Below are 20,111 nucleotides of genomic sequence, written 5' to 3' on the forward strand. Positions count from 1 at the left end.
AAGGTAATACCACTTCTCTTTTTTTATATTTAGGAGGAAAGGTATTATGAAAAAGATTTTTGATGGTCAAAAGTTTATGAATAGCATACTTAATAATAAATTTCTATATAAAACCCCCCAGTACTCTACTGGTGAACTAAAAGTAGCTACTCATTTACTTAACCAAGATAATGTTTCCGATATAGATTTCACTACTTTTACAGATCGTGATATTGATGATGTTATTGAACAAGTGCATGGATACTTAACTGATAACGGAGATAACGAATATTTATTAGAAGAACTAGTATCTCACCCAAACGTAGCACCTACTATGGATCTGTATGAAGCATTAATAATAGTAAATCGTGAAAATTTAATTTTCCAACTAGACAATCAATATTATGCGGCTTCCTCTTTGTTAAGGAACGATATTAAGAAGACTTATAGAATAAATGATTCCGAGGAGATATTCATATGATACTTCGAGACTCTGAAGAAGTCACTTTAATGTTGGACACATTATATTCTCTTAAGGTAATAAACGCATTTGTTAACAATGGAGTTAAAAAAGAGGCGTTTAAGCATTTTAACTTGATCTATGAGTATGGTCATTCCTCTGATGAAAGTCACGAAGTTTTCTTACAGGGTGTTATAGGCCTATTAAAAGAAAGATTCGTTATAGAAAATACTGAATACTTTTATGCAAGTAACCCAAGTGATTTAGATTTTAAAAATTTAATTCAATCTGCACATAAAAAATATTCATTAAATTTACTAGATATTCAAAGAATTATTGGCTCATTTCTAAGGGGATACTGCTTATGGAGCGAAGTTAAAGAAAGTAATTGTGATGAATTAAAGAAGTTAAAAGATTTTAAAATAGATGGTTTAAGAATTGTTAACATTAATCAAATAATAATTTTTTATTTAGATGAACATTATGTATATGATGATACGTTGTCTTCAACAGCACATACATTTTGTGAAGAATGGATGGAGGTTTTTCAATGAAATTTATATATTCATTCTCTGATGAATCAGATAAATTACATGAGTCCAATTTAAAAATAATAGATAACAATATAGAAAGAGATAATTTTTATATATCATTAGAGGAGTTTATTCACCTTGTCGCGGGATCATATGTGCTTAAGGACAATGATACTTACAAGTCTACATTACTTCCTAGAAATTGTATTCAATACACAACTAGCACCATAAATAAAACCTGGGAAATCATTTGTGATATTCCTGCTGACTATTATGATATAAAAGCATTTAATGATGATACAGCTTATATAGAAGTTGGTCTTCCAAGACTATTAATTAAATATGCAATACAAGAAATAGCAGAGAATAAATTTCAATTAAATAGAATTCACCTATATTCACTTAAAGGTACTTCTAGCATTGAAGAAAATACTGGATTATATAAATTCCCACTTTCAAATGTTGATAGTAATGGGAAAATGTGTACCGGAACCAATAGTACATATTTATTTGAAAATTTTACGGAAATAGAGAATTTACACAATACGTTTCTTTTCCAGACTGTATTTACTAATGACTACTATAACGGCAGTAATATAAGTAGTTATTCACTGGATAAGTTATTAGAGAATTTACAAGGGAAACCCTTCCCGGAAGAATGGCTTTATGAAGGAAATTTAAAATTAAAAGATATAATCTAGGAGGAAATATAATGAACCTATTTGATTGGATTGAAAAAGAAGAGAATAAAAATAATACTGAAGAGGTAAGAACTACTAATATTTCAACTACTTCTCAAGAAGAACAATTAGAGGACAACAAACTAGAATTAACACTTGAGGATAAAAATAGTTCACAACAAGTTAATGTACAGGAATCTAATATCATAAACAATGAAATACACATTTCACAGGAAATACAAGAGGAAAACAAACTTGAATCATCACTTGAAACTAAAAATGAATCCGATAAACCTAATGAATCATCTAAAACTTTAGAATTACAAACCGGAGAAATACAGGAAGAATCAAGTACTGTTGTTTTAACAACAATAAAGGAAAATAAAGAGAGTATACCCGATAAGAAGAAAGATGTAGCATCTACCAAAAAGAAAGAGTCATTTGTTATAGATGTAAAAACAGCTATTCGTTATCAAGGTCAAAATACAGATCTTATCTCTTTATTCACAGTTAAAGAAATTACAGAGGGCTTAACAAAAAAAGGATCTATCTCTCCAATAACCGAAAAGGATATCCTTAAAGCCTTAGAAAAAGAGCATCCTGAATTAGACCCTTCAATAGCTAAAATAATTTATATCAAAAATAAAAACCTATTAATTCCTCATATACCAGGGAAAAAAAATGGATTGAATGAAAAACAACCTTCTGCTCCTAACGAGTCAGAAGGTGTTTTTCAATTAAAAATATTAAGAAATAGACTATATTTATCAAATGAAAAAAATCAGAAACAAATTACTATACCAGAGAGATTAATATGTGATTTTATTAAATTGGCTAGGAGTTTTAGCAATGAATTCAGTGTGGAAGTAAAAGGTGAAATATATTATGACTTATCTTCTAATAGTTATAAATTATTTATACCTCGTCAAAGAGTTACTCATACACTAATTGAAGTAAATGAGTTAACTCCAAAAGAGGCCTTAATTTTTTGCGAAATGATTAAAGTTATGGAGATTCATTCCCATCATATTTATTCACCTATTCCATCTAAAATAGATAATGAACATGACCGATCTAGAGGTTTATATTATGCAATTATTGGTGATATACAAAATTTATTCCCTAGTATCACGGTACGTATATTAAATAGAGACAGTGGAGAATATGATTATTTGGATCCAATAGAAATTATTAGTAGGGAAACAATAGCTACCTCAATGACACCACAAGTTGTTGTAGAGGAGGAAAGATAAATGAAAAAGATTTATCATGTCCTAGATCATTTAACAGATTTTGACCCATCTAAAACAGATGTAAACTATCGACTATTTATCCTTGGATGTGGAGGAACTGGAGGCTATGTAGCTCAACACGTTACTCAAATACGTAAACTTATTAGCCCTAACTCTGAAATTTTTCTAATTGATCCTGATATCGTGGAAAATAAGAATTTAAATAATCAATTATTTATTGAAAGAGATATTGGAAAAACAAAGGCATCCGTGCTAAAGGAACGTTATACAGTTGCGTATAATATGAGAATTAGTATACACGATTCACATTATATTGAGACTCTAGAACAACTAAATGAAATAGTAAAATGTACAAATTATATACCTACTGATAACTATAGATATAAGATAACTTTTAATGTAATTATAGGATGCGTAGATAATAACTTTACACGTAGATTAATTAACCAATATTTTAATCAAGTTGAAAATTTAATATATATAGATGCTGGAGTAGAAGGCGGAACCATTCCCCAAGATAAAACTTTAACCGATATGTCTACATGGACTATTGAAGAAAAAGAAAGATACATAGAAAGCGGATATATTGGACAGGTTTGTGTGGGTGTTAGAGCAAACGGTAAAACAATTATTCCACCTGTTTGCGAAGTCTTTCCAAATTTATTAATAGAAGCTGCAGATGAGTTAAAACCAAGTGAATCCTGTAGTTCATTATTACAAAGTGAACCACAACGTCTTATTACAAACCGATATGCTGCACTAGTTATTGCAGGCTATATAAACGAACTGTTATCTACAGACACCATTAGAAATCATTACACAGTATTCAATAGTAGGGATAATTCAAGCTCTCCATCTCCTCTACCTACAGAAGAAGACTTAGAGATCTTTAAAGCTATCCAGGAAGAAACAATAGGTAACTAGTTTACGTAACGTATATACGTTACTTATATTAGTTACCTATAAAAAGTTTGATTTAACAATACTAAACGCAAATATAAATAAAAAGATAGGTCATATATTATCTAGGATAATATGAGTGACCTATCTTTTTTATTCAAATTTATTAGGATTATATTGAAACATTGTATTTGAAGTGTACACCGTTAGTGTCATGATAATGTTCTCATATAATGTGTTTGTTCGTTTGACCATTTGCTCATATACTTGTGCCTGGATTGGGAAAATTTCTTTGTCAGGTACAAACTCACTTAATTTAATATTAACATGGTAATTATCATACAGAGAACTTATATTTTCTACACCTTCATACATAACAAAATTTGAATGAGCATAATTAGTTTCTTCACTGGAATACTTCATTATCTGGATTTCGCCCATTTTAGTATCTCTCACTTTAAAGCTTGACCACTTATGGATTTCCCACAATTCAGAATCATCATTACCAATCAGACAAATTGCATACAACTGGGGATTTAAAAATAAGACATCATCTACACGATGAAGAATACCATATTTGCCTTCTTCCCTAATTTCAACAGACCTACTTTTTCTTTCATTTTTAAATGCATAAAATGCTCCTAAACAAGCAATATCAACCTTAACTTGTTCAAGACTACCTAATATATTTTTATTCTCTTTTAAGATCCATTCTTCAAACTTCTTAGTATTGTGATCTTCTAATGATTTTATTAATCCATCTGTAGCCCTCTCAATCATACTTGGAATTTGTTGAAGAATAATACCATCTGGCTGCACAAAATGGTCATCCTTTACAAGAATGTCCTCTGAAGATACAAATTGTTTCCCTATAAAGTACCCCTGATACAATACCGATGATAGGTACTCATAGAAGTAATCTTTTAATTGATGTTTAATTGAAGGATCCTTCACCTTATTTTCTAGTTTATAATAGTAAAATTGAAAACAATTCAAAAACCTGTTCTTGAAATCATCTTGCTCCCATAGATGTTTTAATTGAAGATTACATTCTTTTAAAAGGTTCTTTTCCTTATCAGTAAGTTCTCCATTGTATACTTCTGTAGCTCCCGTTCCTTCTAAAACAGTATTTTCAATTGAAAGCTGTGCATCTGTGCCTCGATCCATAAAAATTACCTCTTTCTTTCCTTATTATATTGCTTTAATTAAACTTAATTGGAGGACTTGCTTCTTCGTCACCCAATAACCAGGTGTCGTCTTTACTTTTATGTAATGTAATTTTAAAATATTTTTCGGCTCCTGTTACTGTATAAACTTTACGATATACATAAGCGATATTTTGGTCTTCTTCTGAATAGCTCACTTCGGATAACTCAAAATCTGCGTAATCTAAAGCAGTAGGATTTATTAATTTTTGAAGGTTTTTCACAGCTTCCAAATCATCATCTACATTACCTGTACCAAGATTCTTCTTTAAATAACTTGAACCATAATCATATATAAAATTTAGATAGTCTTCAGGTTTAATTTCTCCTCTGTAGTACCTATATTGCGTTCGTGCTGCAAAATTCGCAAATTCTTGAGGATCTTTATAAGAATCTCTAACTTCAAAATCTAACTTCCCATATTTCCGTACTTCTTTATAAGGATTTTCCTTTAAGACTTTATCTACATCCACTGCTTGTTTTTCATATTTATTTTTCCATTCTTCAATTTGTTCATCATAAGTTAAATTTTTATCTTTTGCTTTTTCCTGCTTAGCTTCCTTTTTAGCTTCATCAACACTAGAATCTAGGCGCGAGGATGAACAACCACTAGCAAAAACAACTGATATAACCGCAACAGATGTAATGAGAAACTTTAATTTCACTCTAACCATTCCTTTATCTAAAGAATACTTGTCCAATCCCTGTTCTTTTAACGTTAATAGGAATCTTAGTATCAAATCCCCAATTAATAGGAAGTAATTTGAACACTTGGAATTCATAACTTCCTTTAATAGCAATTTCCATTGGAGTATTATGTTCTACTTTCCCTTTTGTAAATTGATAAGACCAATGATCAGGATACATATGATTTTCATTCAGTTGGCTTTTTAAATATGGTTCTACATCCACTTTTTGCTGATTATATGAGTACTGAAATCCACCCATTCGTTCTGCGATTTTAAGCGTGCTTGAAGCTGTATTTTGAGCTTTAACATAATATGCACTATACATAATAAATTCAGCAATTATTAGGATAAAGAACAACCACATTATCATTGTAAGCCCCTTAGCTAGCGTTTCTGACATAATATACTCATCTCCTTTTTGCTTGATAGAAAAAAAGCAATCCCTAAAGAAGTATAGAGATCGCTTTTTTAACTTCAAAAGGCTGTTTTAATAATTCCAGGCCTTATTTAGTTCTTTCCACCCCAGCCACTAGCTGGACCTAATGGGTTGTCCACTTTAACATCAGATGAACCACTTGTTGCCGCGGTAGTAAATTTCTTCATAATATTTGAAAATGCAATTTTAATTTGTGGGAAAATTAATGCCCCAAGACCGATTACTAACAACACAACAAACAAGTTGTGCATTCCTGACTCATTAGAAACTTGTGATTTTTCATTTTGTAACCATGCTTTTGCTTTTAACGCGGTATTATACATAATTATAGGCTCCATCCTGATGCTTTTCCTAATGGATCGCTAACTTTAACATCAGAAGAACCACTTGTTGCTGCTGTTGTAAATTTACTCATAATATTTGTAAAGGCAACCTTGATTTGTGGGAAGATTAATGCCCCTAAACCAATTACTAATAATACAACGAATAAGTTATGCATTCCCGATTCGTTTGAAACTTGTGATTTCTCATTTTGTAACCATGCTTTTGCTTTTAACATTTTACTTTTCATTCCAAGTATTCCCCCTAAGGCTTTTAATAGTAGTTAGTAGATTTTACATTTAACTAAATGACGCTTATAAGCTCCATCCTGATGCTTTACCCATTGGATCATTAACTTTCACGTCAGAAGAACCACTTGTTGCTGCTGTTGTAAATTTACTCATAATATTTGTAAATGCGATTTTAATTTGTGGGAAGATTAATGCTCCTAAACCAATTACCAATAATACAACGAATAAGTTATGCATTCCTGACTCGTTTGAAACTTGTGATTTTTCATTTTGTAACCATGCTTTTGCTTTTAACATTTTATTTTTCATTTCATATGCTCCCTTTAATTAGCTAGTTTTTATTTTTCGTTTAGAATTAATATAGAAATTTAATATGGGCCAAATTAAATTTGAGCAACACCCCCTTGAATATGTACATCTCGACAAATTAGATTGAACTAAAGGCTGATACTAATGTAACTCCAACTATTGTAAATGGTACGATTAAAATACATCCTACAGTTACTACATTGTATTTATTCATTAACAGTGGTCTAGCTGAAATTAGAGCGTTATAGTTTTGATCCCGTAATTTTCTAGAAACATCAATTTGTTGTTGAATAATTTCTCTACCTTTTACAGGGTCAACATTAATCGCTTGTTGTAGTGCTATTACAAAGGTATGAGCTTCCGGGATGTCCAGCTTCTCAGCGAAATTTTTGAATGGCTTATTAGACCCCTGAAATGTTTCCATCTCAATTATTAATTCTTCAACAAAAGGTCTAAGATACGGTCCTGCCATTTCTTTTGAGCCTTTCACAGCATCATATGTAGTGAAAGCTTGTAACCGTACTCCAAGTGGCATTAAATAACTAGGAAGTTCAAATTTCCTTCTTTCCCTTGCTATTTTCAATCTCTTTTTAAGATTAAAGTCTGGATAAAAATAGGTAAGAATTGACCCCACTGCCATAATTAAAATAATCGTATTGTCATATGCCATTCCTATAAAGAGTAAGAATATAAAACATATTACTGGATAGAGTATTTTATACATATAAAAACTAGCAGGATCCATACTCATATTGGCTTCTTTAAATTTCCTTCTTAATTCTTCTTCTTTAGAGGCAGAAATCTTGATTTTGCTATTTGTTAATTTTAATAGCGGTGTTAAGTACTTTTCTAATTGTGTCTGTTGTGATGATTGAGATTGTTCTTTCTCGATTTCTTCCACAAATTTTAAGTAATTATTATTTTGACTACCCTTTTTACTTGTGAGGGTAAGTACAGCAAAGAAAACTATTGCAGCTAGTAAAATATACACAAACAATGGTATTTGAATAATAATCCCTCCTTCCTTTTTAATCCATGTTGCACATTATAAGAATTCTCTCCTCTATTTTTAAGAGCAAAATGAATCTTTTTTAAAATTTATTCTTCTGGATTCCAATCAGCTAACTTTTGTAGGCGTGTATAACAATACAGAATTATCAAAGAAGTAAAAACAAATACTATTGAACCTAATGGAGTTCTCATCAAAATACTATATGCTTGAGGCATAAAAAACTTAAATATAAAAGGTAACGCAATTACAATTGCAGCAGTATTCCTAAAAGCCTTCATACCTTGAGTAGTTTCAGCATATAATTGCATTTGCTTTACTTTACGATCTTCAAAGTCCAAAGCTATCGATTCTAGAGCCTCTGTATTTTTCCCACCATTTTTATCAGCTACATCCAACATTTCATGAAAAAACATTAATTCCTTATATGGGTATTTCTTATCTAATGATGACAGTGCTTCTGCTACAGATTTACCTTGTTTTAATTTAAATGTAGCCTTATCTAACTCTTCCCTAATTGATGAATGAACTAGAGGTTTTACCTCTTCAATAGCATCAATAACAGTTCCTAAAATATGTAGGGAATTTGTCATTGTTTTCATATATATACTTATACGATCATTTTCAACAAATTTATATTTTCTACGATGTACATGTAACATAAAACGATGAATATAAAACCCTAATGCGTATCCAATCACACATCCAATATGACCGTTTAACATTAAGAATATAGAACCCGTCAACAATGTACTTCCCACAATATAAATAGTCCAATACTCTTTTGCTCCAATAAACCATTCATAGCGTCTTGCTTCTGCTATAACGTTAGATGGTGCTATTTTTTCAGTAAAACTAAAATTATTGAAAAAGCTATCAAGGAACGTATATGGTATATCTATATTTTGTTCCTCTTTTGACCTCTTCTCCATTTGAGCTTTTTGGTTTTCTAAGTCTATTAAAATATTTTCAGCAGTGTACTTTTTTCGTTTATCTTTAAGGAAGAATGTAGCTATTAATATAAAAATACATACTCCTATTAGAGCTAGGATGATAGATGAAATAATATTCAACCTAATTCCCCTCCTGTATTTCAGGTGAAATTAAATTGTCTATAAGTGACATATCAACTGCTTTATTACGTATTTTTTTAACTGTTTCTTTACTTAAATAACCACATTGTTTGTGCTTACCTTCAATCAATTCGACTTCATCATTATTTTTAATGATATTTTCTGTTTCAAAAGCGTAAAGTGTATTAAATACACCCTCACCTTCTTTGAAATCTGTTAATTCTAATATTTCACTCCATTTTCTAGAACGATCTGGTAACTTATCTTGGAAAATTATAATATCAATTGTGGATGCAATAAGTCTTCCAATAGCGTCATATGATAATTTCGTATCACCTTCTTCAATCATATTGATTAGACGGCGTACAGCCTCTATTGCATTAGGACCATGAATAGACGTCATGCCTGGATGACCAGAATTAAAAACTTTTAACATATTAAGTGCGCTTTTATCACGAGCTTCCCCTACAACGGCCCGGTTAGGGTTTTGGCGTAACATATTATGTAATAATCTACCGTAATCTACCGTATATTCGCCGTTATCATCTTTGCGACATCTCCATGAAACAAATCTTTTCTCTGGATATAGGGTTTTTAAAAACATCTCTGGATCATCTTCTAATACAAACGTTCGTTCATTATTTGGAATTTCACCACAAATTACCCTTAATGTTTGTGTTTTACCTGTACCTGTTGGACCGACTACTATAATATTCAATCCTGCTTCAACAAACGCCTTAACAGCTTGCATCATTTCTACACTAGCTTGGCCCGATTCAATGAATGTCTCTTTAGTAACTTTAATACTAGTTTGTGGTTTACGAATCGCGACAGTAATACCTGTCTCATAAGAAACTGACTCATTTGCTATATTTACACGTAGAACTCCTAATGCTGCATCTGCCAATGGTTTATTTGCATTCAATGTCTCACTGGTAGAGTTAATAATTTTATAAACTATTTCCATCGCTTCTTCTAAAGAATTGAACTTCACGTTCGTACGATAAGTTCTTCCATCTACCTTATCAACCTCAACATCGTTAATTGCATTAATGTATACATCTGTTACTTCTGGATCATCTATTAACGGTTGTATTTGGCCTAAACCTGCAATAGCATCTACAAGCTGATTAATTAATTCTCCTGCTGAAATACCAGGGAAATTTAATGCATTATCTTTTATATATAATGAGATAATATCTGTTAATTCTTTTCGTTTTTTGGGATTCATAAATGATTGTTCTAACACGCTTCTATAATTAGCAATTAGATATTCACGCAATGAATTTACTACATCAATAGGTACTTGTGTCATTTTCCCATATTTTTTATTATCTTTTAAAACACTTGAATAGGTCGTAACTCCTAAATTAATTTTGTTAATTGACTTAGGTTTCAATCTTCTTAAAATCTGCATTATTTCTTCAGGTGGTAAATTGTTTGATACACTAGTTACAAATCTTTCTTCCTGTTCCTTTATTGCTACTGCAGCTCCCACTAGGTATTCCTCCTTTAAATAATTTTCAAACTATGATTACTTCATAAACGGCCAACGTTTTTTTTCTTGAAGAATTGCTTGTTTTTCAACTGTATAACCAATTTCTTCAATTAATCTTGTTACATCACTATTAATTGCTTCCGAACCAATTTCCAAATTTAATTCTGCATTATTTCTTTTATGATCTATTCCAATTTCAAAATAGATTTTTTCATTTAATACATTCTCATAAGCTTGTACTTGAACGCCTAAATTTGATTTATTTAAAATTGTATGCCATTTATTTAAATCAAAACCAATAGTCTCTAAGACTTTCTTTGTCTTTTTATAATCTCTCATTCGTATCACATTTGGAGATATAATATGAAATACCTTATCTGCTTCCAACATTACTTGATATGTAAATAAGTCATCTAAATTATTTGGAAGATTATAAATCACAACATCATAATTGCAATCCTGTACTGCTGTCAAAAATGTATTAATAAATGATTGATCCTCAATAACCGGGAATTCCTCAAAATCATATGCAATTGGAAATGATAGAAAACTCAAGTTGTTTGGTACCTTACTAACAATTTTTCGAAGCTCATCATTAGTAATTTCTACATCCGATTTTTTTGCTATATAATCAGAAATCGAGTAATTCTCCCTTGATTCAATCAATTTAAAAATGTTCTTTTTAGGGTGTGTTAGTCCTGTTGAAATTGCAAATGATGGATGCATGTAATCTAATTCTACATATAGGACTTTATAACCGTTTTCTGCTAAGGTTGTTGCCACAGATTGAGAAATAGTTCTCTTTCCTTCATTAATATAGTTACTCCAAAAGGCTAATGTTTTCATTGTCGTCATTACTTATTAATACCCCTTTCTAATGTCTAATTAATTTATCAGATATGGTTGGCTAAAAAGTGTTTTACTTTCTAGCTCAACCAATAAAATTCTTAAATCACTATTTTTTAATTAACTTACCTTTATCATCTACTTTAAAATATTGATTTGGATCATAAGACAATTTCTCAATAAGGTCTTTTGTTAAAGCTTCACTATTCATGTTATTTGGTGTAGTTTCATCAGTATACTTAGATACCTTTTTATCCTTAACTAAATCTTCATAAGATTGTCCATTAGTAACAGGTATTACATTACCGATAAGTTTTGCTTTATTAAGTATTTGTAACGTTTCTTTGTTCACAGCGATTGTATATAAACGAGCCTGACGTCGATCAATATTACTTGGCTTAGAGCCATCTGCATTTTCTGTGTTTGGTAATGCATTAAATACGTCTGTTGTATTACCATCCTTTACACTAATAACTCTTACTTTTTTCGCAGCCAGGCCAAAGTATTTAACCGTTGGGCTAATAAATTTCTTTTCTAAATTTTGAATACCAACAGCTTGTCCTAACTTTTCTGCATCAAGATTAGCTGCTAAATATAAGTCAACATATGTATTAGGCACAATTGCATTACCATTACTAGTCTCAATATCAACTGGTAAAGTAAAAGCATGTTCACCTTCTTTTAATGAAATTACCCCAGCATCTGTTAACTCTTCCTCTTTAGCTAATTTTGTAGAGTTCATATAGCTATTAGCTGCAATCCCGTATCCATCTTTTGTCCACTTTCCTAAAACTTCCTCTTTCTTTAAAGCTGTCTTTGGTGGAATACCTGATACCGGGAACTCTTTTTCTGCAATCATATCAGCAGTAATTTTAGTATGCGGTGCGATATCCTGTTTTGTCACAACTACCTTTACAGGTTTAATTTTTGATTCAGTTTGCATATAGGAGTAACCCCATACACCAGCAACTACTGCAATTGCTGCAGTTCCTGCAATTACTTTTTTACTTGCAAGATTCAATTTTTTAACCTCCTTTAGTTACTAACAATTTTTAATTTTATTCAATATTCCGATTCCTCTGTTGTTAATCATCTTACCTTTCATTATCATAGACACCGCCCTTTGGAGGCTTTTCAGTATGTTTCGCTTCAATGATGAGTAATTCTTTGTCTACAGCATTGATGTAACTGTCATTCTTGAATGAACCCCAGTTTTCAAAATATTTCTTAGTAAAACTCCCTTGTTTCGTCCTAGCACCAACTGATAACATCGGTGTTGCTGAATTCATACCATGTACTTCTATTCTTCTAGCAGAATTACTTAAATTGAAACTTGTATTCTTTGCATAACTTTTAATTAGCATAGTGTTAGCAACTTCAAAATCAATTGTCATCGCTTCATTTACACGTAAGTTTCCTTTATTAATTGCTAGTGACATAGAATCGTTTGTTGCTATATCAATAGACTGTTGATTTTCATGATACATATTGTCTACACTTGATAAATCCACCTGAAAAAAGACTAACAACACAATAATTAGTAATCCTAATCCAAACCCAGTTATATTACTCATTATGCCTCCCTCCTTCAAATATCCTGACATTACGCATTTTACTTATTCTTTCTTCATATTCTAAGAGTAAATTACAATTTTTTTAAAAGAGACTGGGATGAAAATTATAATCACCCCAATCTCTTAATTATTTAATGTCCTTGTCTGATAAAATCAAATACTGCAGATTTAGTTACTTCTTTTGGTGCCATTTTTCTTATATTTTCTATCTCATCACGATCAAGATACTTTGAACTAATAGCATGGTCACCACTTTCTTTATCATTGTAATAATTCTTTTCTTTTAAAATTTTAGATTCATTATCTTTCCAGTTATAACCTTTCTCACCACTTGGGAATGGATTATTAGGATCTACAAATCTATTTACATAGTCATTAAATGGTGAACCTTTTACTTCTACTTCATCAGTAGTGATGCAACTCGTTAAATTGTTTTTGCCAGCCTGTGATGCTACTACTTTAAATGGATATTTTCCATCTTTGCGATTGAAATTGGTGTACCATTTTGGTTCACCGCTTGGCTTAACAAAATTATCATTTTTATCACGTTTTAAATGGAACGGGTCATAAAATACATTTCCTGAGTAATTTTCCACATAAATAGATGGCAGTTTCCAAGTTGTATATTCTTGATAACGATTTTGTCCGAAAGCCCTAGAACCTACTTCCATCACGGACTTGTTTCCTGCGAAACTTACATTCTCGTCATAAAACACTTCCGTTTTCTTAGGTCCACTTGCATTACGTGCCTCATTAATATATTCAGTTTCTACTTCAAAGGAAAAGCCGTAACCTGCTCTTAGGCGTTTAGGGTCGACTTTAGTTATGTGAGTTGTTAAAAATTCATAGTAATCAACATAAAATACACGACCATCTTCGTCAGTAACTTCTCTTGTATCTACTAACCCAACATTGATATTTTCCTGAGGACCACAACTATTTACCCCTTCAGGAATGGTATCATCAGTACGATATGATGTTTTTTTCATATTATTTGTCATATCAACTTCTTCAAATTCTGCCGGATCATTTATAGTGGCTTTTAACTCACCAGTTTTTATTGCGTTCGGTGTAGTCCACTTAAAATAAAGTGTTCTTTTTTCACGTGGCTCTAATCTAACACTTCTTTCTTCAACCAGCCTATCATCAACATAAAATCTAACTTTAGCAACCTTCGCCCCAGATGAGGTTGCAGCACTATCAACTGTAACAGGTGTTACAACTGTCTGATTCTTACCAAACACCCCACCCTTAACAGATTCAACAAGCACATCATTTGTTAATCCAACAGAGTAAAACCAAAGTTCACCCATACTATTATTTGAATGATTGACCCCAAAAACTAAATGCTTTTTGGAGATGTTGGTTTCAGTGGCTAACCCGGCACCCTGATATTGCCAATCTTCTGGGATATCTTGATTATAGGTAGCTCGTATAAATGGCATTTCACGCCCTGAATTATAGTCTTTAGCAATATTTACTCGATTTCCATTTTGATCTAAAAATATTAATTGACCTAAGGTATCACCATAAAACACTATTTTCTGACCTGCAGGCGTAGTCCATGCGGTCATATCATTTCCAACATCATATCCATAACCTATTGCTGGATCTAAAAAGTTAGCATTACGATCTCTACCTGTCTCAGCTGACCAAGATATTGAACCCCAATTCTTATCTATGGCAACTACCTTACCTGGTTTTCGAACAGGAATGTAAATATGTTTATCATCTATTGTTAAAGAGTTATTTATAAGTGTTACATTTGGTATTTCCGTACGCCAAATCACTTCACCATTTGACGCCCTTACTTTATATACTCCTCCATACTTATCGGTATGGTATAAAAATTCTCCCTCTAAAATAGCATTTGATGGTATTCCAGTTTGAGCATATTTTGTCCATACAATTGGTTGTCCACCATAAATGAGGTTTGAAACATTAACTCTTGCTAAAGGACTTTTTCGAACACTAGCCCTATGATTAACACCAAATATTGCAGTATTATTTCCTATTTTAGTAACTGCACCTGATATTTCAGCATTATCGTATTCACTTAAATTATAAGAACGTCCTACAGTATGATTATCTTTTATTCCATGAACCCCATGAATTGCCCCTTTTTGGGTACCATTTGCAGCACCAATTACTACATTATCTCCTGGATACGCAGTAGGAGGCCCTACTATTCTGGCACCTACTTCATAACCACCTAAATACTTTAAATTGCTGTTAAATGCTAATACTTTAGTATCATAACCAATATAAAATGCCTGATTTTCTTCAGACCAAGTTGGGTGAGAATACGATTTAACATAATCTCCTAGCTTTATAGCCCTTGCACCGTTTTTAATTAAGTCAGCGGCTACTTCAGATTTAGGTGAAGACGGACTAAAATACTTAAATTTAACAGGGATTTTGTATAGATATGTACCCCTCGGTAAATTAAACAAATTATTTGAATCTGGTACAGCAGCTACATGATAAAAGTGGTCACCTACAGTAATTGTTTGGGATACAGACCACCCCAAGTCCATTTTCGCTTTAAACTTAATTGGAGGCTTTAATTCGGGATCATAAATTTGTCTTGTTCTTATTTCATCTTTACCATACATTGGCCAGTCAACATCAGCCTTTACTTTATGGAGATCTATACTAAAAATACTAGTCAAGGCTATACAACCTATCCCCAAAATTGAGTATATTTTTTTCTTAATTCTCATGATTTCACATCCTAACTAGGTACCTACTCACCTTTAAACAGAGTACCTCCATCAGTAACTTCACTTTCGCCTATTTTACCTATAGTCTCAATTTTTATTAAAGGTCCTGTCGGTTCTTTTTCTTTTGGTTTTTCTTGTTCTTTTGGTTTCTCTTGTTCTTTTGGTTTCTCTTGTTCCTTTGGTTTATTAGTCTCAGGATTTTTATCTTTTGGAACAGGTTGAGTACTTGGCTCCTCCTTCACTGATGGTTTATCATTAGAACCTTTAGGAATATCTTTTTTTTGAGGATCATTTGGCTTAGTTTCAGGGTTTTTACCTGATATAGAGTAATCATCTTCTTTCTTTTGAATTTGATTATTATTAGGTATATTTGATTTATCTTTTTGTATATCATCGGATTTATTCGTTGAATCTTTATGTTCTTTAACTTCTTTTTTTGTACTTTCTTTATTCATATCAAGCTGTTCTTCCTTCACTGGTGGACCATCATCGACTGATGATTCATCAGTATTATTTAAAGGTTCATCAACTTTTTCAACTGGTGTTGGAGTTTCCTTATTTTCTACTTCTTCTTTTTTCTCGTCGTTTTCTACAGGCTGATTAATCAAAGCCTCATTTCTTTTTTTATTTATTTGTCCTTGTTTATAGATATAAGTTCCACCTAAAACAATTCCAATAACAATTGTTATGCTACTTGTTATTAAAACTACCTGCTTAAATTTTTTCTTTGAATTGCTATTACTCCGCAAATTAAGATTCCATCTTTTCATATTTGACCTCCTTTTCATATTTTCGTATACATAAAATTCCTATTGCGTATTTTACTCATAATCCCCATAGATTCTAAGAGCTTTTTTGAAAAAATTAATATTTTTCAAATTTCAACTTGTTCTGTAATAGAACTCTGAGCAGGAGCCATAGGTTTAGCACCCATATCAAAATTACAGATTAACCAATTTAAAACTAAACATGAAACTATACACAAACCTGAAATTAGCAAATATTTTTTCATTATTTTACTCCTTTTTTAAAAATTGATATGAACTCCAATTCTTCGGTCTAGAAAATGAAATTTTTCCTGTTATTGCAAATGAAGCAAAAAACCATTCTAAATAGCTCATCTTTGAATATCGATCTAGAAGCTCAATTGGAACGATTTGATAATTCTCTTTTGATGTTCTTTTCCATAAAGCAACCATACTTGTATGGGTTGTAGTCACTAGTGGTGCATCATTATCCCATAAAGCAATTTTTCTATAGTCTTCTTCGAAATTCTTACTTAATTCTTCAATTAAATCTCTCTTTTTTCTTCTCAATTTATAAAATCCATCAGTAAATTCGCATGGTTTTAGATGAAGCTCAATTACTTTGTTCCCGTTTAATAAACTTGGAATAAGAAGTAAGGACTCTAATTTAATAGAATCACTTAGTTTCACACCCTCTTTATACCAATTTTTCACAAGAATCATCGTCATCAATTTAATAATTACTCCAAATAAAAAAGATACCGAGAATAACAACAAAACTATTATTTGCACAAAAATATATTCTGGTACTAGTGCTTCAATAAGAAAATAAGTAATAAGTGACCAAAAAGATAGAGCAAGCAAATACCTCGCTGTCTTCTTCATTAAATGTAGTTGTTTACTATTTTTAATCATTGAAACCCTACCTTAATCCTAAAGAAATACTTAAGAAGAAATAGATTATTGAGCCTAAAGATATAGTTATTGCACCAGGAAAATAGTCAAATATTTTCACTTTACTAATAGGTACACCAGGCGTAAAAAATGCTTTAATATCACTTATTTGATATTTGAAGGTATTAATAACACCATTCATTTTAAATAACTTTCCATAGGTAAAAACTGCAACTAAAGATAAGTGAAATACAATAACAGCTGCCGCTATAGTTATATGTCCTTGTTCTGGAAGATTCAATGATAATAGCAATGCTGTAACTATCATCATTTTTGTGTCGCCTGGTGATGATTGTTTGAAATGCTCCAACAATAATCCAACACATAATGTTAACCCTGTAATTGCTAGTGGTTTATACCATGCTATACCTTCTAAGAAGGTATAAGAATATCCCATTCCTATTATTAAAAATACTAAATGCCAATAGTTTTTTGTTATACGATAGCTAATATCCATATATACATTAAAAGCGTGGTATATAAGGAATAAGCAAAAAGGCAACAAATGAAAAACCATAAAATTCCTCCTTCAGATTTATATGTTGCGTATTATACTCATCAACAGAACAGTTTTTAAGAAGAAAATAAAAAAAGCTCATTAATCGATTTATCATCAATTAATGAGCTTTTGAAAAAGTATAAAATTTTATTTCAATTAAAAACCAAATGGATTATCTGTACTAACTAAACTTTTTAGGAAATCTTCTTTCTTTTTCGTTTCTTTCTTCTCTTTATCTTCTGAATTATTCGGAACTGACTTTAATAAGTCACTCAAATCATCATTCATAGTATTTGCAAACGGATCTTTAGGTTTGAATGTCTTCTTCGGCTCTGGATCTGTGAAATCGTTTAGTTGTTCAATTTTACCTTGTACAAATACATCTTTTTGGGTACGTTCTTTATACTGTAAAAACTCTTCTACTAGACCAGTAGATAATCTTTCAGGCAAAGCAGTGGTCTTTGCAAAAATGTAAGCATAAACATTGTTGTCTACTTCTTTAGTTTCAATTTGGCCAGTGAATACTTTACAATCACCTACTAATCTTAGCTTTGATAGATAATCTTGTGCTTCATCTAAGTAAGAAGTATTAATTTTCCTATCATTTACAACATCAGGTTGTACAATAGTTAGCACCCCAACATTATATACTTCGTTGTATGCAATAGAACCATTTTGTTGAACTTCCCACTCAATTTTATCATGAAGAGTATGACCATTCTCCCATGCATCACTTAGCGCTTCAAACAAGCTATCCGAGTTACTAATATCTAACGCTGGTAATACTTTTTTTCCGATAACAAGGGTTCCTTGATGTTCTAAAATACATTTTCTAAAGTCTTGTGCATCAAATGTAACATCAGAACCACCAATGTTTGTAGCACAGTTAATTTCATGGAACATAGATGCAACGGTATAATTTATGTAATCTCTGTAAGTGTTAAAGTCTAATTTAGATTTTTTTTCACTAAATATATCTGCTGCTTTCTGATTATCAACAGGTAAAATGAAGCTAATTCTATTCTGAGGATCTAACTGTAAATCCCATATTTCCTTAATAAATCTGTTAACTTCTTTTAAGACACCCGGTCCATCACTTCTCTTAGGATATGCTAGAATTAATCCTAATTTTTTTAATTCTCCAGATCTCTCAGCATTATGAGCAGCTTTTTCATATAAACCAGAAATTACTTGCTCATTCTCTCCATATTCAGCCATAAAAGAATCATATTCAAATCCTTGGGCTTCTAATAGTAACCTAGTGTATTTTTCAATAACATCGTTAACATATTTTTTTATAAATATTTGAATAGCTAGTAAGATAGTTGACGTTCCAGTACCTCCGCCTAAACCACTGTTGAAAATCAATAATTCCTCTGCTGTTTCGTATGCTTTGTCCACCATCGTTTCTACATGATTATAGTGTTCTGGTGTACTTCTTAAAAGCTGATAAGCCTTGGATGGCTCTTTTCCGAATCCATCTAAATCCATACTAACTTGGTTCGAATTTGGAATATTATTCAAGCCGCTAAAATCTCTTGAAGTTGAATTAAATGCAAACACGTTGTATGCAGTTTCCCCATTAAATTTAAATTTACCAAATTCATTTGCAATTCTAGAACCAGCTTGGCCAAATCCCACCATTGAAAAACGAATTGAAGGTTTTTGCTGTTCGAACATTACATTTCCTCCTTTATTCTTCACTTATTATTTTCCTCAAGTTTTAATTGTGTAGCTCTTTCCAACACTTGCAGACCTCTACTTGTAACAAAATAAAAATTCGTTCTACCAGAAGGCCTTGAATAAAAACATAAAGACATATTTCTTAAATTTGTCATTATTCTTTCCGCATGTTTTCGATCAATATTGGTTTTTTCTTTTTTGAACTCTAATTGATTATTTTCGCCTTTATGCTGTACTGGTCTTGTTACAGACAAATTATCTACGATATCTGTAACAGTCACACCGTACATTTCCATACCAGCCTGTTTATTAAGTTCTAATCTTCGTGCAATGAAAAATAGTACATTCCCTAGCCAAGTATCAGATACAATTATCTTTGCATATAAATCAGTTATTTCATCAGGGAATGCTAAATTTTCAAATTCGCGGTGTAAAGCTTCATCCACTCCTATCCCCCCTCTATAGATATTTCAAAAACAATTATTATGTA

The 20,111-nt window shown here is 31.4% G+C and carries 24 protein-coding genes; 5 read left to right on the forward strand and 19 right to left on the reverse strand.

Translation table 11 applies throughout. From position 1 onward, the window contains the following. Window positions 1-46: 46 nt before the first annotated feature. The 5 genes from BCG9842_RS28270 to BCG9842_RS28290 are packed head-to-tail and all read left to right on the forward strand — an operon-like array spanning window position 47 to window position 3,829. Window positions 47-460: a hypothetical protein gene (locus BCG9842_RS28270; protein WP_000717988.1), complete on the forward strand. Its 414-nt coding sequence runs from the start codon at window positions 47-49 to the stop codon at window positions 458-460. Then, the gene (locus BCG9842_RS28275) at window positions 457-993 is read left to right on the forward strand and encodes a hypothetical protein (RefSeq protein WP_000603270.1); all 537 of its coding nucleotides are present in this window, start codon (window positions 457-459) and stop codon (window positions 991-993) included. Before BCG9842_RS28270 ends, BCG9842_RS28275 begins: the two co-directional genes overlap by 4 nt. After that, a complete protein-coding gene (locus BCG9842_RS28280; protein ID WP_000668948.1) occupies window positions 990-1,673 on the forward strand; it encodes a hypothetical protein in 684 nt (227 codons plus the stop codon). Before BCG9842_RS28275 ends, BCG9842_RS28280 begins: the two co-directional genes overlap by 4 nt. Window positions 1,674-1,684: 11 nt before the next feature. Next, the gene (locus BCG9842_RS28285; protein ID WP_001047896.1) at window positions 1,685-2,905 is read left to right on the forward strand and encodes a hypothetical protein; all 1,221 of its coding nucleotides are present in this window, start codon (window positions 1,685-1,687) and stop codon (window positions 2,903-2,905) included. Continuing rightward, on the forward strand, window positions 2,906-3,829 hold the full coding sequence (locus BCG9842_RS28290) for a ThiF family adenylyltransferase (protein WP_000725502.1): 924 nt from the start codon (window positions 2,906-2,908) through the stop codon (window positions 3,827-3,829). A gap of 129 nt (window positions 3,830-3,958) precedes the next feature. Here the strand turns inward: BCG9842_RS28290 and BCG9842_RS28295 are convergent, their stop codons facing one another. The 19 genes from BCG9842_RS28295 to BCG9842_RS28380 form a co-directional block, all read right to left on the reverse strand. Further along, window positions 3,959-4,972 (reverse strand): hypothetical protein, encoded by a 1,014-nt coding sequence (locus BCG9842_RS28295; protein WP_000373797.1) that lies wholly within the window; start codon window positions 4,970-4,972, stop codon window positions 3,959-3,961. A 34-nt stretch (window positions 4,973-5,006) separates the two neighbouring features. Next, window positions 5,007-5,684 carry a hypothetical protein gene (locus BCG9842_RS28300; protein WP_232297552.1) on the reverse strand — a complete coding sequence of 226 codons (678 nt, stop codon included), beginning with the start codon at window positions 5,682-5,684 and terminating at the stop codon, window positions 5,007-5,009. Window positions 5,685-5,688: 4 nt separating this feature from the next. After that, window positions 5,689-6,099, reverse strand: a complete 411-nt coding sequence (locus BCG9842_RS28305; protein ID WP_000005091.1) for a DUF4320 family protein — start codon at window positions 6,097-6,099, stop codon at window positions 5,689-5,691. Window positions 6,100-6,206: 107 nt separating this feature from the next. Continuing rightward, complete coding sequence (locus BCG9842_RS28310; RefSeq protein WP_000282850.1) at window positions 6,207-6,458, reverse strand: hypothetical protein; 252 nt, start codon at window positions 6,456-6,458, stop codon at window positions 6,207-6,209. 2 nt (window positions 6,459-6,460) lie between these two features. Beyond that, entirely contained in the window at window positions 6,461-6,706 is a 246-nt protein-coding gene (locus BCG9842_RS28315; protein ID WP_000837604.1) for a hypothetical protein, read from the reverse strand. Window positions 6,707-6,770: 64 nt separating this feature from the next. Further along, window positions 6,771-7,016, reverse strand: coding sequence for a hypothetical protein (locus BCG9842_RS28320; RefSeq protein ID WP_000791819.1), 246 nt, complete (start codon window positions 7,014-7,016; stop codon window positions 6,771-6,773). 118 nt (window positions 7,017-7,134) lie between these two features. Continuing rightward, window positions 7,135-8,007, reverse strand: a complete 873-nt coding sequence (locus BCG9842_RS28325; protein ID WP_000275632.1) for a hypothetical protein — start codon at window positions 8,005-8,007, stop codon at window positions 7,135-7,137. 107 nt (window positions 8,008-8,114) lie between these two features. Beyond that, complete coding sequence (locus tag BCG9842_RS28330) at window positions 8,115-9,098, reverse strand: type II secretion system F family protein (RefSeq protein ID WP_001021610.1); 984 nt, start codon at window positions 9,096-9,098, stop codon at window positions 8,115-8,117. A 1-nt stretch (window position 9,099) separates the two neighbouring features. Then, a complete protein-coding gene (locus tag BCG9842_RS28335) occupies window positions 9,100-10,596 on the reverse strand; it encodes a CpaF family protein (protein WP_000500493.1) in 1,497 nt (498 codons plus the stop codon). A 36-nt stretch (window positions 10,597-10,632) separates the two neighbouring features. Continuing rightward, a complete protein-coding gene (locus BCG9842_RS28340; RefSeq protein WP_000210324.1) occupies window positions 10,633-11,451 on the reverse strand; it encodes an AAA family ATPase in 819 nt (272 codons plus the stop codon). A 100-nt stretch (window positions 11,452-11,551) separates the two neighbouring features. After that, on the reverse strand, window positions 11,552-12,463 hold the full coding sequence (gene cpaB, locus BCG9842_RS28345; protein ID WP_001046737.1) for a Flp pilus assembly protein CpaB: 912 nt from the start codon (window positions 12,461-12,463) through the stop codon (window positions 11,552-11,554). 73 nt (window positions 12,464-12,536) lie between these two features. Beyond that, window positions 12,537-13,016, reverse strand: coding sequence for a hypothetical protein (locus BCG9842_RS28350; RefSeq protein WP_000065738.1), 480 nt, complete (start codon window positions 13,014-13,016; stop codon window positions 12,537-12,539). 131 nt (window positions 13,017-13,147) lie between these two features. Next, window positions 13,148-15,739: an outer membrane protein assembly factor BamB family protein gene (locus BCG9842_RS28355; protein WP_001220558.1), complete on the reverse strand. Its 2,592-nt coding sequence runs from the start codon at window positions 15,737-15,739 to the stop codon at window positions 13,148-13,150. Between the two features lie 23 nt (window positions 15,740-15,762). Further along, the gene (locus tag BCG9842_RS28360; RefSeq protein WP_000832931.1) at window positions 15,763-16,509 is read right to left on the reverse strand and encodes a hypothetical protein; all 747 of its coding nucleotides are present in this window, start codon (window positions 16,507-16,509) and stop codon (window positions 15,763-15,765) included. 104 nt (window positions 16,510-16,613) lie between these two features. Next, entirely contained in the window at window positions 16,614-16,751 is a 138-nt protein-coding gene (locus BCG9842_RS31500; RefSeq protein WP_000760386.1) for a hypothetical protein, read from the reverse strand. A 4-nt stretch (window positions 16,752-16,755) separates the two neighbouring features. Continuing rightward, complete coding sequence (locus BCG9842_RS28365) at window positions 16,756-17,400, reverse strand: hypothetical protein (protein ID WP_000594785.1); 645 nt, start codon at window positions 17,398-17,400, stop codon at window positions 16,756-16,758. A gap of 7 nt (window positions 17,401-17,407) precedes the next feature. Next, complete coding sequence (locus BCG9842_RS28370; RefSeq protein ID WP_000231258.1) at window positions 17,408-17,956, reverse strand: hypothetical protein; 549 nt, start codon at window positions 17,954-17,956, stop codon at window positions 17,408-17,410. 138 nt (window positions 17,957-18,094) lie between these two features. Continuing rightward, complete coding sequence (locus tag BCG9842_RS28375) at window positions 18,095-19,618, reverse strand: hypothetical protein (RefSeq protein WP_000462892.1); 1,524 nt, start codon at window positions 19,616-19,618, stop codon at window positions 18,095-18,097. A 20-nt stretch (window positions 19,619-19,638) separates the two neighbouring features. Further along, on the reverse strand, window positions 19,639-20,067 hold the full coding sequence (locus BCG9842_RS28380) for a hypothetical protein (RefSeq protein WP_000343007.1): 429 nt from the start codon (window positions 20,065-20,067) through the stop codon (window positions 19,639-19,641). Window positions 20,068-20,111 lie beyond the last annotated feature (44 nt).

Source organism: Bacillus cereus G9842 (assembly GCF_000021305.1).
GTDB classification, from domain to species: Bacteria; Bacillota; Bacilli; order Bacillales; family Bacillaceae_G; genus Bacillus_A; species Bacillus_A thuringiensis_S.